A 15,257-nucleotide genomic window follows, 5' to 3' on the forward strand; every position below is an offset into this window, starting at 1 on the left:
TTCTCGCGCAAAGACCGTCGGCCCCGGAGCGCATGGCGCGCGCTCCGGGGCCGAGGACGTGGTCACCCCTCAGAGGGGCGACGTCACTTGTTGACGCAGGTGTTGCCGAAGGCGGGGTTCAGCAGACCGATCACCGAGATCGTGTTGCCGCACACGTTCACCGGGACGTGCACGGGCACCTGGATGACGTTGCCGGAAACGACACCCGGGGAGTGCACAGCGGCACCCTGAGCGCCCGAGTCGGCGACGGCCAGGCCCGCTCCCGCGAGAACCAGGCCACCGGTGGCAGCCGCAGCGGCGACGACCTTCTTGATCATTGTTCCTCCTTGTTGGCAAAAGCGATCTCGTGTTGCCGATCGCATCACCTGTAACGAGGAGGGAGTAATGGAGCTACGAGCTTATGAGCACATTCACTCGTCCCAGTCGCCCCCGCACGCGCGGTCGAATTCCGGCGTCAACCGACGTCGACCGGCGTCGACCGGCGTCGACCGACGTTTCACGACGCGTCGATGAACCGGTCCAGCACCCGCACCCCGAACTTCAGCCCCTCCACCGGCACCCGCTCGTCCACCCCGTGGAACATGCCCGCGAAGTCCAGCTCCGGCGGCAGCTTGAGCGGGGCGAAGCCGAAGCCGCGGATGCCCAGGTCGTCGAAGGACTTGGCGTCCGTACCGCCGGAGAGCATGTACGGGATCGCCTTCGCGGTCGGGTCCTCGGCGAGCAGCGAGGACTGCATGGCCTCGACCAGGGGCCCGTCGAAGGAGGTCTCCAGGGCCTTGTCGGAGTGCGTGCCCTCACGCTTCACGTTCGGCCCGAGGATCCGGTCGAGGTCGGCGAAGAACTCCTCCTTGTACCCGGGCAGGAACCGCCCGTCGACGTGCGCGGTGGCCTCGCCGGGGATGACGTTGACCTTGTAACCGGCGTTCAGCTGCGTCGGGTTGGCGGTGTTGCTGAGGGTCGCGCCGATGAGCTTGGCGATGCCGCCGAGCCGCTTGAGCGTGGCCTCCATGTCCTCGGGGTCGAGCTGGGTGCCGAGCGCGTCGCCCAGTTCGTCGAGGAAGGCGCGCGTCGTCTTCGTGACCCGTACCGGGAACTTGTGCCGGCCGATCCGGGCGACCGCCTCCGACAGCTCGGTGATCGCGTTGTCCCGGTGGATCATCGACCCGTGCCCGGCGGTACCGGCCACGGTCAGCTTCATCCAGTGCATGCCCTTCTCGGCCGTCTGGATCAGATAGAGCCGCCGCTCCTCGCTCACCGTGAACGAGAACCCGCCGACCTCGCTGATGCCCTCGGTGACGCCGTCGAACAGCTCGGGGTGGTTGTCGACGAGGTGCCGCGCCCCGTACGTACCGCCCGCCTCCTCGTCCGCGAGGAACGCGAGCACGATGTCGCGCGGGGGTCGGCGCCCGCTGCGCAGCCGGTCGCGGACGACCGCCAGGGTCATCGCGTCCATGTCCTTCATGTCGACCGCGCCACGCCCCCACACGCACCCGTCGGCAACCTCGCCGGAGAAGGGGTGGTGGGTCCAGTCCGCCGCGTTCGCCGGTACGACGTCCAGGTGGCCGTGGATGAGGAGCGCGGGCCGGGAGGGATCCGTGCCCTCGATCCGGGCGACCGTGGAGGCGCGTCCGGGGTGCGACTCGAAGATCTTCGGTTCGAGGCCCACCTCGGCGAGCTGCTCGGCGACGTACTCGGCCGCCTTGCGCTCACCCGGGCCCGAGTGGTCGCCGTAGTTGCTGGTGTCGATCCGGATCAGCTCGCGGCAGAGGTCCACGACCTCGTCCTCACCGGTGACGCCCTTGGCCGTGTCCGTGTCGCTCACGCTGCTTCCTCCCACTGCTGTCACTGCCGGCGGTTCCCCCTCATCCTCTCTCCCCGGCCGGTCGCACCCAAGCCCGGTCCAGGCCCGTCACACGCCGTTCACGCGGGACGGGGGTGGGAACAGGGGGTGATCGGCCACCCCCGGAAGCCTGGTAATGTTTCCTTCGTCGCCGCGGGGGAAACCACGCGCGACAAACACCTTGTCCGGGTGGCGGAATGGCAGACGCGCTAGCTTGAGGTGCTAGTGCCCTTTATCGGGCGTGGGGGTTCAAGTCCCCCCTCGGACACCAGCAGAAACCCCAGTTGATCTGGGGTTTTTCTGTTTCTCGGGCTCTGCTCGTACGCCACGGACCCCCACTGTCAGAGGCGGCGGCTAGCTTGCGCCCATGAGCGATGAGCAGAAGCGGCCGGGAGCCGACGCGAAGCCGAAGGGCATCGCGTTGTATCACGACATGCGGGTCGAAGAGGACTTCACCAAGTGCGCGACCCGCCTCTTCTCCGTCCTCAAGACGGCCGTGGGGACAAGCCCCGGCGCCCCGCGTTACCTCTGTCTCGACATCCAGGGGCACCGCAACGCAGCCGGTGGCTACGACGCCGACGCCCTGGAGATCATCCGCGATTTCCTGCTGGGGTTCCTCGCCCCGTATCTCACCGAGATCAGCACACCGCTCTACCACGTGAGGAACCCGGAGCCGCAGCGCGAGGACATCCCCGGCGTCCTCGACGTACGAGACCCCGACCGTGAACACTCCTACGACCACCGTGAGTTGCGCGTACGCAACCGGGACGAGAGTCCTGACGCGCGCCGGTCCAGACCCCCGGTCCGGGCCATCGCCGACTATCTCGGTCTCGATGAACCGATCTGTCTGATCTGCTGGCAGGCGCCGGTGGAGAGGGCCCACGTGGTTCCGGTGTCGCTCGGCGGTTCCAACGATGTGCGCAACTTCGCCCTCCTCTGCCCACGCCATCACCGTGAGGCGCCCGACGTCGCGGACGCCGAGGCGTTCTGGTCCTGGGTCGACTACGCCTGTGAACGCGACGGCCATATGAAGTGGGAAGGCATCGACCCGGAGACGCTGGCGGAAGCGGAGCGCGTCGGCTTCGAAATCGAGACGCGCGGACCGGTGCGGAAGAGCCTGCGCCATTTCGACCGGGTCCGTGACGAACTCGTACGCCACTACGGCTGGTGCCCGGAGGACTTCGCCGGCGGCTACCACTGGGGCGCGCTGATGGAGGAGTTCCACACGGTGATGGACTCGGCGACCAGCACCCACTTCAACGTTGCCAAGAAGGCGTCCACCGAGGCGTGGGCCTTCGAAGTGGCCCGCAGACGCCTGGGGGACGGAGTCGCGGAGCACAAGACGGACAGCGACCGGCCGCCGGCGTCGAGCCGCCCATCGGTTGAACTGGCGGAACGGACTGTGCGCAAGTCGCCCGGCAGCACAGGTGCGCAGAGCCTGGCCGATGCGGCGCGGCGAGCCGACATCGCGGTCGAGGCGGCGGCACTCGTGCGCGACATCATCGATTCGACGGGGGTCTCCAGTGCCGAGGACGTGCTGCGGGGCGTCAAGGAGGAGGTGGCGGACCGCACCGCGCAGTTCGAGCGGCTGAATGACGAGTTGATGGGGCTCGCGGCCTGCCGGCACTGCGGCCACGCCATAGCCCGGATCGGGGACGCCGCCTGGCGCCACAGCGCGGCGGCACCCATGTCCCGTGGCTGCCGGGCCGCGAGTTTCGACCGGGACGGCACTTGGGACGACTCCCTCGACCGAGCGTGGAAGGCGAGTCCGCCGAGGACATGTCGCTGAGGTGTCCACAGTCGCCGACGCCGAGGTCGCGGCCCTCGCCGGTTTTGTGGGGGATGTCTCCTCAAGCCTGAAGATCACCAGGTCAGAGCGTTGCCGGGCGCTCACGGAGCGCCCCCGTTCGGCTCCCCCGAGTGGCCGTCGGCGAGCCTGGGGCCTAGCGTCGTACTAAAATTTCCGGCTTGTTACGGAACGGAGCTGGAGCTGGACAACCCCAGGCATACCTGCGGGCCCGCCAGCGCCCCGGAAGTTACCGGGTTCGAGACGCGAGGACCGATGGCAGCCATACACGAGAGCAGTGCTCTCGGGCTTGACGAAGAGATCCGCACACACTTCGGCGATACGGCACGATTCTCCGCGGCGCCCGCCGCCTCGGCCCGCACGCTTGTCGACGTTTTCGACGCGTCCGTGCGGTCGTATCCCGACGAGCTCGCCCTGGACGACGGCACCGTCCGCCTCACCTACCGTGCACTCGCCGTCGAGGTGGAGACCCTGCGCCGCACCCTGGCCGCCGCCGGTGTCGGCCTCGGTGACCGCGTCGGCGTGCGCGTCCCGTCCGGGACCAACGACCTCTACATCGCGATCCTCGCCGTCCTCGCCGCCGGCGCCGCCTACGTCCCCGTCGACGCCGAGGACCCGGACGAGCGGGCCGAGCTGGTGTTCGGCGAAGCCGACGTGCGGGCCGTCATCGGTGCCGAGCACGCGCTGACCGTGCTCGGGCACAGTGACGTCCCGGCCGCCCGGCCCGGTGTCGAGCAGGACGCGTGGATCATCTTCACCTCCGGCTCCACCGGCAAGCCCAAGGGCGTCGCCGTCACCCACCGCAGCGCCGCGGCCTTCGTGGACGCCGAGGCGGCACTCTTCCTCACCGACGACCCCATCGGTCCGGGTGACAGGGTCATGGCGGGCCTGTCCGTCGCCTTCGACGCGTCCTGCGAGGAGATGTGGCTCGCCTGGCGCTACGGCGCCTGCCTGGTGCCCGTACCGCGCTCCCAGGTCCGCAGCGGCGCCGACCTCGGCCCCTGGCTGGTGGACCAGGACATCAGCGTCGTCTCGACCGTGCCGACGCTGGCCTCCCTGTGGGAGCCGGAGGCGCTCAACGACGTACGGCTGCTGATCTTCGGTGGTGAGGCCTGCCCGCCCGAGCTGGTTCAGCGGCTGGTCACTGAAGGCCGCGAGGTCTGGAACACGTACGGGCCGACCGAGGCGACCGTCGTCGCCTGCGCCTCCCTGATGACCGGCGACGAGCCGATCCGTATCGGACTCCCGCTGAACGGCTGGGAGTTGGCCGTCGTCGACGAGGCCGGCGTGCCCGTACCGATGGGCGGCAGCGGCCAGTTGGTGATCGGCGGGGTCGGTCTCGCCCGCTACCTCGACCCCGAGAAGGACGCCGAGAAGTACGCGCCCCTCGAATCCCTCGGCTGGGAACGGGCGTACCGCAGCGGTGACTTGGTCAAGGCCGAGCCCGAAGGGCTGATCTTCCTCGGCCGGGCCGACGAGCAGATCAAGCTCGGCGGACGCCGGATCGAACTCGGCGAGGTCGACTCGGCCCTCCAGGCACTGCCCGGAGTGGCCGGAGCGGCCGCCGCCGTGCGCACCGCGCGCAGCGGCAACCAACTCCTCGTCGGCTATGTCGTCATCCAGGAAGGCTGGGACCAGGCCGCCGCCGTCGAGAAACTGCGGGCCGAACTGCCCGCCGCCCTCGTGCCGTTGATCGCTCCGGTCGCGGACCTGCCGACGCGTACGTCCGGCAAGGTGGACCGGAACGCGCTGCCCTGGCCGCTCGAAGACCTGGAGACCGGCGGTGCCAAGGAGCAGCTCTACGGCACGGAGGCCTGGCTCGCGGAGCAGTGGGCCGAGGTGCTCGGCATCCCCGTGAGCACCGCCTCCGACGACTTCTTCGCGATCGGCGGCGGCAGCCTGGCCGCCGCCCAGCTCACCACCCGGCTGCGCACCCGCTACCCGAGCGCGGCCGTCCTCGACATCTATCAGCAGCCGACCCTGCGCAAGCTGGCCCGGCACCTCGAAGACTCGGCGCAGGGCGACGGCACCGCGCGCGTGATCGCGCCGGTCCCGACCCGCGCCAAGGTGATCCAACTCCTCGCGCTGGTCCCCCTGTTCACGCTCGTCGGCCTGCGCTGGACGGTGGCACTGGCCGCGCTGGGCAACGTGCTCAGCGGCTACGCATGGCTGCCGACCGCCTCCTGGTGGCTGGTCGGCGCCGGTGCGCTGCTCCTCTTCAGCCCGCCCGGCCGGCTCGCGATCTCCGCGGGCGGTGCGCGCCTGCTGCTGCGTGGCGTGAAGCCGGGACGCTACGACCGTGGTGGCAGCGTCCACCTGCGGCTGTGGGCGGCGGAGCGGCTGGCCGAGTTCAGCGGGGCGACCGCGCTGACGGGCTCGTGGCTGGAGCGGTACGCACGTGCCCTCGGCGCCAAGATCGGCCCGGACGTCGACCTGCACTCGCTGCCGCCGGTCACCGGCATGCTCAAGCTGGGCCGCGGTGCCGCGGTCGAGTCCGAGGTGGACCTGTCCGGCTACTGGCTGGACGGCGACCGCCTGGAGATCGGTCCGGTCAAGGTCGGCGCGCACGCCGTCGTCGGCACGCGCAGCATGCTGTTCCCCGGCGCCCGGGTGGGCAAGCGGGCCGAGGTGGCGCCGGGTTCGGCGGTCACCGGCACGATCCCGACCGGCCAGCGCTGGGCGGGCGCGCCCGCCGTCAAGCTCGGCAAGGCCAAGCACAACTGGCCCAAGCAGCGCCCGCAGCGGGGCACGTACTGGCGCGTGATGTACGGCCTGACGGGCTTCGCGCTCACCATGCTGCCGGTGGTCGCCGGCACCGTCGCGCTCCTGGTGACCAGCCTGTTCGTGGCACCGGGCGACGGTCTCGGCGAGGCCCTGCGGGGCGCGTCCCTGGCCCTGGTCCCGGCGACGCTCGCCTTCGGGCTGACGTACGCGCTGCTGATCCTGATCGGTGTACGGCTGCTCAGCCTGGGGCTGCGCGAGGGCACGCACCCCACGCACAGCCGGATCGGCTGGCAGGCGTGGACGGTCACGCAGTTGATGGACCTCTCCCGCGAGACCCTCTTCCCGCTGTACGCCGGGCTGGCCACGCCGGTGTGGCTGCGGCTGCTCGGGATGCGGATCGGGCGGGGCGCCGAGGTGTCGACCGTGCTCGCGCTGCCGAGCCTGACCACCGTCGGTGAGGGTGCGTTCCTGGCCGACGACACGTTGACCGCGCCGTACGAACTCGGTGGCGGCTGGATGCGGATCGGGCGGGCCGAGATCGGGCGGCGGGCGTTCCTCGGGAACTCCGGGATGACCGCGCCCGGGCGGAGCGTGCCGGACGGCGGGCTCGTCGGGGTGCTGTCGGCGACGCCGAAGAAGGCGAAGAAGGGCACGTCGTACCTGGGGCTGCCGCCGGTGAAGCTGCCGCGCAGCACGAGCGGCGGCGACCAGAGCCGGACGTACGACCCGCCGGCCAAGCTGCTGTGGGCGCGCGGGCTGGTCGAGCTGTGCCGGATCGTGCCGGTGTTCTGCTCGGCGGCGCTGGCCGTGCTGACGGTGGCGGCGCTGTGCGCGCTGGGTGTGTGGGCGCCGCTGTTGTCCGGCCTTGTGCTGCTGGCGGTGGGCGCTGCGGCCGGGCTGATCTCGATCGTGGCCAAGTGGGCCCTCGTGGGGCGGCATCACGGTGCCGAGCACCCGCTGTGGAGCGGTTACGTGTGGCGCAACGAGCTGGCGGACACCTTCGTCGAGGTCGTGGCGGTGCCGTGGCTGGCCGGTTCGGTGCCCGGTACTCCGGTGCTGACGGCCTGGCTGCGCGGGCTCGGCGCGCACATCGGCAAGGGCGTCTGGGTGGAGAGCTACTGGCTGCCCGAGACCGACCTGGTGACCCTGGAGGACGCCTCCACAGTGAACCGTGGTTGTGTGCTCCAGACCCACCTCTTCCACGACCGGATCTTGCGGACGGATACTGTGGTCCTCCGTGAGGGCGCGACGCTGGGTCCTGGCGGAATCGTCCTGCCCGGCAGTGAGGTCGGGGCGCGCACCACTCTGGGCCCCGCATCGCTGGTGATGGCGGCGGAGTCCGTCCCGGACGACACCCGCTGGCTGGGCAATCCGATCGAGTCGTGGCGATCCTGAACAAGGGTCGCGCGGCGTCGGCTTCGGAGGGCGGTGCACGGGTACGAGATACGAGCACAGCGCAGGGAGCAGACGCAGCAGTGACCGTTCAGCAGGCGGCGGGTCCGGACCCGTATTTCCCGGCAAACGGCGATGCCCGCTACCGGGTGCACCGCTATGAGCTCGCGCTGGACTACCGTCCCGGCCCCAACCGTCTGTCCGGCACGGCCCGTATCAACGCGATAGCGGGCCGTGCGCCGCTGGCCGAATTCCAACTGAACCTGGGCGACTTCAAGATCGGCCGGATTCGGGTGGACGGCCGCCAGCCGCACTACACGCACCGCGGCGGCCGACTCCGGGTCCGGCCCGCGAAGCCGCTGCGGGCCGGTGCCGCGTTCACCGTCGAGGTGCACTGGTCGGGCAATCCCAAGCCGGTCGCCAGCCCCTGGGGCGGCCTCGGCTGGGAGGAGCTGACGGACGGGGCGCTGGTGGCGAGCCAGCCGATCGGGGCGCCGTCCTGGTACCCGTGCAACGACCGGCCGGCCGACAAGGCGTCGTACCAGATCTCGATCACCACGCCGTCCGCGTACGCGGTGGTGGCGGGCGGCCGACTGCTGACCCGAACTACCAAGGCCTCGACCACGACTTGGGTGTACGAGCAGTCGGCGCCGACGTCGAGTTATCTGGTCGGGCTGTCGATCGGGAAGTACCAGACGGTGCTGCTGGGCGACCCAGGGCTGGGCGGGATCCCGCAGCACGGGCACATCCCGTCGGACCTGCTCCCGGAGTTCTCAAGGGACTTCGCGCGGCAGCCCGCGATGATGGAGCTGTTCCAGGACCTGTTCGGGCCGTACCCCTTCGACGAGTACGCGGTCGTGGTGACCGAGGAGGAACTCGATGTCCCCGTCGAGGCACAGGGGTTGTCGCTGTTCGGCGCCAACCACGTTGACGGGGCCCGGGGTTCGGAGCGACTGGTCGCGCACGAGCTGGCGCACCAGTGGTTCGGCAACAGTGTGTCCATCGCCGACTGGCGGCACATCTGGCTGAACGAGGGGTTCGCGAAGTACGCCGAGTGGCTGTGGTCCGAGCGCTCGGGCGGCCGTACGGCCCACCAACACGCCGCCGCCGCGCACCGGTTGCTGTCCACGCTCCCGCAGGATCTGCGGCTCGCCGACCCCGGCCGCAAGTCGATGTTCGACGACCGGCTCTACGAACGCGGGGGCGTCACCGTCCACGCGGTGCGCTGCGCGCTGGGCGACATCGCGTTCTTCCGCATGCTGCGCAGTTGGGCGAGCGTGCACCGCAACGGGACGGTGACCACGGCGACGTTCACGTCGCATGCGTCCCGGTTCACTTCCGAGCCGTTGGATCAGCTTTTCGAGGCGTGGGTTCAGGGGACTCGGTTGCCGCCGATGCCGTCCTCCACCGCACCGATCCCGAACCGGGCGCAGGACGGCCAGGCGACCGCCTAGCTCTCCCCCAGTTCTCCGTAGAGCTCGACGCAGGTGTCCGTGGCGCGCTCCAGGCTGAGCAGCGGGAAGCGTTCGTCGGGCGCGTGGATCCGGTCGTCGGGGAGGCCGAAACCGAGGAGCAGGGTCTGGGTGCCGGTCACGGCGGCCAGTTCGGCGACGAAGGGGATCGAGCCGCCGGACGGCAGCAGCAGGGGCCCGCGGCCGAAGACCCGGACGCAGGCGCGTGTCGCCGCGTCGACGCCCGGTCCTTCCGGGTCCAGGGTGTAGGGCGGGCAGGCGGCGAGGACGCGCAGGCGACTGTGTACGGTGCGCGGGGTGCGGTCGGCCAGGTGGGTCCGCAGCGCCCGGGCCACCGCGGCGGGGCGCTGGCCCGGAACCAGGCGGACGCTCAGGTGGGCGCTCGCGCGGGCCGGGATCGCCCCTCTGGCCGTGCCGGAGAGACCGGTGACGACGACGGCCGGGCGGACGGTGGTGCGTTCGAAGGCGGAGTACCCGGGTTCGCCGGCCCCGGTACCGGCGCCGGCGGGGGCCAGGAGTTCGGCGGCACGGGGACCGTCGCGAGCCAGGCGGGCCCGCCGCACGGGATCGAGGGGGCGTACGTCGTCGTAGAAACCCCGGACCGCGATCCGGCCGCCGGGCGTGTGGAGGCCGGCCACCAGGGCGCACAGGGTCCGGGCGGGTTCGGCCACCGCGCCGCCGAAGGCGCCGGCGTGCAGTGCGGTGGCGGGGCCGGTCACCTCGATGCGGGCGGCGAGCGAGCCGCGCAGTCCGTCGACCAGTACGGGGGTGTGCGCGTCCCGCATCCGGGTGTCGGACACGACGGCGAGGTCGGCCCGCAGATACGCGGGGCCGCGACGCAGGGCGTGCGACAGCGTGGGGCTGCCGATCTCCTCCTCGCCGTCCAGCACGACCCGCAGATTGACCGGGGGTCCGCCGGTGGCCAGCCAGGCCTCGATCGCGGCGAGATGGGCGGTGAGCTGTCCCTTGTCGTCACTGGCGCCGCGCGCGTGGACGTACCCGCTGTCGAGACGCGGCCGGAACGGGTCCGTGGTCCACGCGGAGCGGGGTGCGGCGGGCTGGACGTCGTAGTGCCCGTAGACGAGGAGCACGGGGGCGCCCGGCCGGTGGAGCCAGTCGGCGGTGACGACGGGGGCGGCTCGGCCAGGGCGGACGGTGACCGTGTCGAGGCCGATGCGGCGCAGGTGTGCGGCGAGGCGCGCGGCACACCGCCGGAGGTCGGCGCGATGCCCTGCCGCGGCGCTGACGGTGGGGTACCGCAGCAGCGCGCACAGCAGGGCGAGCGTGGCGGGGCGCCGGGTCCGTGCGAGACGCAGCGCGGCTTCGGTTCGGGCCCGGGACCGGGACCGGACGGCCCGGGGCTGAGCGCTCATCGGCCCGTCCTCCAGGTCGCCGGGTCAGGGGGTGGTCACACCCGGACCCCGTTCAGTGGTGCCGGGGCCCGGCCTCGGGTGGCGGGACTCCTGGAGGGGGGCGGGGTGGGGCGATGGGAGTCGCGTCGGGTGGTCGTCAGGGGGGCGCGGGATCGGTCCCAGGGGAAGGTGCGGCGGTCCTCCTGGCGGGATGCCATGCCCAGGGACTGGGCGCTGGTGAGCCACTCCTCCGCGCTCTCGGCGATCTCCAGCAGCAGTGCCTCGAAGTTCGCGCGCTGGGTCTGCAGCAGGTGCGGCTGGGCCAGCCAGCGCAGCACCTCACGGCCCGCGATCGCCATCCGCTGCCGGGGCGAGGTGACCAGGCGCTCGCCGAAGTACTGGGCGAGCACGATCTCGACCACGTCCCACGCGGTGTCGGCGCCGAAGAGCCGTTTGATGTCGTCCGAGCCGAGGATCCGGTAGGCCTCGTCGAGCAGTTGCATCACTTCGACGCGCAACACGTTGACATGGCCGTACGAGGTGAACTTCAGGTTGTTGCGCAGGTCCAGGCCCGCCCTGCGGACCACCGCGATGCTGCCGAAGCTGGGGTCGTAGGCCCGCTCGCGCACCACGTCCGCGATCCGCTTGTCGCGGTGGAAGAGGGCGACCTGGTTCATGAAGTGTTCCAGCAGGCCGTGGTAGTCGGAGTTGGCCCGCGAGCCGGTCGGCACGGGCGAGCGGCCGTAGCCGAACGCCCTGCGGTACGCGGCGAGCCGGTCCCGCCGGGTGTAGCGCAGCACTTCCCGCCGGTCGAACTGGTAGAGCGCGTACGCTCCCGCGCCGCTGGACAGGTAGACCGCGCCGGCGCGGAACAGCTCCTGGAGCTTCTGCACCGCGCGGAAGACCCCGACCATCTCGTGCTGGTAGATGTAGTAGAGGTCCGCCATCGCGACGAGCCGCTCGGCCGATACCGACTCGTCGTACGGCTCGATCTCCTGTGGCAGCCGGGTCTTGCCGAGCGCGTCGGCGGCCTGCTCGCCGATGCCGACGAGCTGGGCGAGCCCTTTGTCGGGCGGGGGTTTCTGTTGCAGGTCGGCCTTGACCGCGGACCGCAGCAGGTCGTCGATCTGCTTGGTCAGGACGTCCGCGAGCTGTGGGTCGGCGACGAGCTGCGCGGACAGCCGGTCGGTGACGGTCTCCCGGAGGGCCGCGATGCGGTCGAGGAAGGCCTGGTATTCCTGTGCGTTCGCCATGGGTCTCCTCCGTCAGGTCCGTAGGGCCTCGACCGTGTTGCTGCGGATGTCGTCCTCGGTGACGAGTGTGATCAGCCAGGTGAGGCCGGGCGGCGCGGCGGCGGGCAGGGCGTCGAAGGTGCAGAGCGCGCGCCCGAGGCAGTCCGTGTCCACCTGCTGGGACTCCGTCTCACCCAGATCGGGCCGCCCGGCCGCGACGAGCACGGCCGTCGAGTGCGGGGTGAAGCCGCGGCCCACCAGGGCCACGGTCGGGGTGGTGCCGCGCACGTGGGCGTGGTCGACGAAGACGATCTCGGGCGGTTCGGGGCGCTGTACGGCGCCCGCCAGCGTCACCGTGTCGTCGAGCTGGCCGGCCAGTTCCCGGAGCGCTCGCACGACCCGCGGCGTCCGCAGGCCGTCGGGGAGCGTCTTGTCGTAGGCCGGGTCCGTGCGCGGGAGGGTGACCAGTGTCTCGGTGGCCCGCACCAGGCCGGCGAGTTGGCCCAGGACGGGGGCGATCGCGATCACGCCGTCCTTGCCGGCGTCCTGGATCAGCCGCGGCCCTTCGCGGGTGGTGACCCGCACCACCCAGTCCAGCAGGTCGGAGAGAAGGATCCGCGGGATCCCAGCACCGAGCCGGAGCTGGATCGTCTGGCGCTGCGCCTCGTCCACGAAGACCGTGTTGAGTGCGAACACCGTCTCCTGCACGGACTGGGCGACGACGTCCAGACTGCGGGACAACTGGATCAGGATCGTGCCGAGCGAGGTCTGACTGCTGATGCCGGAGAACAGGTCCCGGTCGGTGTCCCAGCCGGCGGCGAGCGACAGGACATGGTCCACGACGATACGGAAGTTGGTGACGATCCGTTCCTCGTCGAGGGTGCCGACACGGGTGGTCCGGAGCCCGAACCGGTCGCGCAACTGGGCGAGTTGACCGCCGATCGTGTCGGGGTCCAGCCGCCCGCGCGGGTTGCGGGCGCCGAGCAGCAGGGTGAACAGTTCATCGACGCGCTGCACCCGTGGGCCGCCCTCGACCGCCAACTCGTCGACCAGTTCGCCGAGTTCGGTGCGGATGACGGTCCGGGTCGCCTCGGTGTCCTGCGGGTCGGCGGCGGGGTCGAGCGGGGTCAGTCCGTCCAGCAGCGGGGTGATCTGCTCCAGCACGTTCTTGGCCCGCTGGTAGATGCTGGCCTGGGCTCCGGTGAGGGCGCCGAGGTCGGCCTGGACGGCGTAGCCGCGCGGACGCCAGTCGAACTCGGTGTGGCCCTGTACCTCGCGCAACTCGAAGGCACCGGCCAACGCGGCCTGGAAACCAGCGGTGTTGGAGCCCGGCCGCCAGCCGAGGACGTCCCGCAGGGCGCTCTCCACGGTCTGCGCGTAGCTGCCCGCGCGGTCGCCGTCACGGGTCGCCGGCGCACGTCCGTCGGTCTCGACGGTCTCCGTCAGGATGGGGAAGGTGGACAGGTCGACCACATTCTGGTCGGGTGCGGGCGGTGGTGTGGGGGCGGGCGGGGCGTGGTGCCCGTTCCGGCGCTGGTAGACGATGCTCCCGTCGGCGAAGGAGTTCACCTCGACCGGGAAGCGCTGCACGGGTTCGCCGTCCGCGCTCAGGACGCTCACGAGGAACCTGCCCGGAGCGGGCGAGAGCCACTCGTAGAAGCCGTCCTCGCCGCTCTGGCGGGAGGCGATGACCTTGCCGCCCAGGTCGCGGATCTCCACGGTGGCGAACTTCAGCGGCTGTCCGTCCTGGTCGCGGACGAAGCCGCGGATGCCGTGCTCCTCCTCGCCCAGGACGAGGTCGGGCACCTCGGTGGGGGGATCGCCGGCCGTGACGTCCACCAGGTGCTCGGCGGGTTCGTCGGCGGTCAGCAGGCGGCCACCCACGTCCACGGGGGAGTCGGCCAGGCCCACGGTCCATTTGCCGGCGGTGAGTTGGCTCAGGTCGTAGACGCCGTCGGCGTCGGTGATGGCGACCACCTCGAGGTCTCCCTGACGGGCCACGATCTCGATGTTCGCCAGCGGTGCTCCGAGGCGGTGCAGAACGCGACCCGTCCGGAACACCAGCGGGACGAACTCGAATTGGTCCAACAGCTTCATGTCGTCACCGGCCCGCACATCGGCGGTGATCCGGTCGCTGCCGGGCTTCGCGGTGACCCGCTGCCCGGTGCTGCCGTGGGTCGCCGCGGTCGTGTCGGCGACGGCGAGGAACACCTTGCCCTTGGGAATGTCGTCGAAGACGAGCTTCGTGAGGGTGGCGTCGGTCGCGAGCCGGCGGGGCGGCAGGTCGAGCCGGTCGGCGCGGGTCAGTTCGAAGACGACTCCGATGACAGGGTCGCCGTTGTACTCGGGGCAGACGCTGATCTGCGCGGGCGCGGCCTCGTAGTAGATCTTCTGCGTGTCGATGCGCGGCGGCCTGCCACCGCGATTGATGACGAAGTCGCCGTCTCGCGGTACGAACCGGTCGTCGTCGAGGGATTGCGGGCTCACCTCGACCAGGTCGACGTCCCGGCAGGTGGCGTACACGTCGCCGTCGGCCCGGCTCGTGAAGGACTTCCCCGCCACTTTTACGACGACGTCGCGCAGCGGTGTCTTGTCGGCGTGGAGCGTGCGGAGGCGGAACAGCCGTTTCTCGTCGTCTTTCGGGAGGAGAAGGATGTCCACGATGCCGTTGCGGGCGTCGGAGCCGCGGAGTTCTTCCTTGCAGCCGTCCTCATGGACGACCAGCGCCTTCGAGAATTCGTCGAGGCCGGCCACCTTGATGTCGTGTTCCTCGGAATCGGCACACTCCCATGCGGTGAGGCCGTTCCTGTCCGTGGGCTCCAGGTGCGTCTTGCCGATCGTGAGCGTCACGCCGGAAGGCGTGGGCCAGTCCTCCTGCCACCCCTTGACGCGCCCGTCGTCCCGCGGCAACGGGCTGAGGAAGACCCGGATCCTGAGCTTGGCCATCGTGCTCTCCTTTCTCTCCAGGTCAGCGGCGGGCGCCGGACGTGGAGCACGGGCTGTTCAGCGCGGCGATCTCCTGCCAGTAGGCGAGCAGCGCCGGCAGGGTGTCGTGCCAGAGCGTCTGCTGGCAGGCTTGGACGCAGCGGATCACCTCGTCCGCCCAGGCACCCGCCTCGCGGCGGTGTTCGGTACCGAGGGCAGCGAGTTCGGTGAGGTGTTCCGGAGCGGCCAACTGGCCGACCAGGACCCGGCCCAGGCGCTGGACGTACGACTGGCACAGGGCGACGGACGCCGGGGTGTCGTCGCCCAGGGCGGCCCGGGCCTGCTCGGCCGCGCCCATGGTCTCCAGGGCCGCGTTGGCCACCTCGTCCACCAACAGGACGTCCCCGCCTCGCGGTCGGTCGGACACCGCGATCAGTTCGAGTTCGCGCACGGTGTCGCGCAGCCGTCCTGCTGCCGCCGTCAGGCCGGCGTACGCGGAGTGGACGGTCACGG

The 15,257-nt window shown here is 71.0% G+C and carries 9 protein-coding genes and 1 tRNA gene; 4 read left to right on the top strand and 6 right to left on the bottom strand.

The window, feature by feature from the left end; all coding sequences use genetic code 11:
• Positions 1–83: 83 nt before the first annotated feature.
• Positions 84–317: a chaplin ChpH gene (gene chpH, locus OG223_RS12375; RefSeq protein ID WP_019059153.1), complete on the bottom strand. Its 234-nt coding sequence runs from the start codon at positions 315–317 to the stop codon at positions 84–86.
• A 179-nt stretch (positions 318–496) separates the two neighbouring features.
• Complete coding sequence (locus OG223_RS12380; protein WP_043681557.1) at positions 497–1,822, bottom strand: M20/M25/M40 family metallo-hydrolase; 1,326 nt, start codon at positions 1,820–1,822, stop codon at positions 497–499.
• A 201-nt stretch (positions 1,823–2,023) separates the two neighbouring features.
• On the opposite strand from OG223_RS12380, the gene OG223_RS12385 reads away from it, so the two are divergent.
• The 4 genes from OG223_RS12385 to OG223_RS12400 all read left to right on the top strand — a co-directional run bounded on the left by OG223_RS12385 (position 2,024) and on the right by OG223_RS12400 (position 9,217).
• Positions 2,024–2,111 (top strand) — tRNA-Leu (locus OG223_RS12385).
• 96 nt (positions 2,112–2,207) lie between these two features.
• Positions 2,208–3,629, top strand: coding sequence for an HNH endonuclease (locus tag OG223_RS12390; protein WP_329246532.1), 1,422 nt, complete (start codon positions 2,208–2,210; stop codon positions 3,627–3,629).
• Between the two features lie 273 nt (positions 3,630–3,902).
• Positions 3,903–7,766, top strand: coding sequence for a Pls/PosA family non-ribosomal peptide synthetase (locus OG223_RS12395; protein WP_329246535.1), 3,864 nt, complete (start codon positions 3,903–3,905; stop codon positions 7,764–7,766).
• 80 nt (positions 7,767–7,846) lie between these two features.
• Complete coding sequence (locus OG223_RS12400) at positions 7,847–9,217, top strand: M1 family metallopeptidase (RefSeq protein WP_329246537.1); 1,371 nt, start codon at positions 7,847–7,849, stop codon at positions 9,215–9,217.
• Here the strand turns inward: OG223_RS12400 and OG223_RS12405 are convergent.
• From OG223_RS12405 to OG223_RS12420, 4 genes are read right to left on the bottom strand one after another with little or no spacing between them, the layout of a single operon-like run.
• Entirely contained in the window at positions 9,214–10,608 is a 1,395-nt protein-coding gene (locus tag OG223_RS12405; RefSeq protein WP_329246540.1) for a M20/M25/M40 family metallo-hydrolase, read from the bottom strand. The two genes, OG223_RS12400 and OG223_RS12405, sit on opposite strands and share 4 nt — an antisense overlap.
• A gap of 35 nt (positions 10,609–10,643) precedes the next feature.
• On the bottom strand, positions 10,644–11,840 hold the full coding sequence (locus OG223_RS12410) for a hypothetical protein (protein WP_329246543.1): 1,197 nt from the start codon (positions 11,838–11,840) through the stop codon (positions 10,644–10,646).
• Positions 11,841–11,852: 12 nt separating this feature from the next.
• Entirely contained in the window at positions 11,853–14,765 is a 2,913-nt protein-coding gene (locus OG223_RS12415; protein ID WP_329246546.1) for a carboxypeptidase-like regulatory domain-containing protein, read from the bottom strand.
• Positions 14,766–14,787: 22 nt separating this feature from the next.
• Positions 14,788–15,255, bottom strand: coding sequence for a hypothetical protein (locus tag OG223_RS12420; protein ID WP_329246547.1), 468 nt, complete (start codon positions 15,253–15,255; stop codon positions 14,788–14,790).
• Positions 15,256–15,257 lie beyond the last annotated feature (2 nt).

Source organism: Streptomyces sp. NBC_01478 (assembly GCF_036227225.1).
In the GTDB taxonomy this organism is placed as follows: Bacteria; Actinomycetota; Actinomycetes; order Streptomycetales; family Streptomycetaceae; genus Streptomyces.

Excerpts from the sequence above, each read along its gene's own strand:
- chpH (WP_019059153.1), bottom strand. The coding sequence starts at position 317 with ATGATCAAGAAGGTCGTCGCCGCTGCGGCTGCCACCGGTGGCCTGGTT.
- OG223_RS12390 (WP_329246532.1), top strand. The coding sequence starts at position 2,208 with ATGAGCGATGAGCAGAAGCGGCCGGGAGCCGACGCGAAGCCGAAGGGC.
- OG223_RS12395 (WP_329246535.1), top strand. The coding sequence starts at position 3,903 with ATGGCAGCCATACACGAGAGCAGTGCTCTCGGGCTTGACGAAGAGATC.
- OG223_RS12405 (WP_329246540.1), bottom strand. The coding sequence starts at position 10,608 with ATGAGCGCTCAGCCCCGGGCCGTCCGGTCCCGGTCCCGGGCCCGAACC.
- OG223_RS12410 (WP_329246543.1), bottom strand. The coding sequence starts at position 11,840 with ATGGCGAACGCACAGGAATACCAGGCCTTCCTCGACCGCATCGCGGCC.
- OG223_RS12415 (WP_329246546.1), bottom strand. The coding sequence starts at position 14,765 with ATGGCCAAGCTCAGGATCCGGGTCTTCCTCAGCCCGTTGCCGCGGGAC.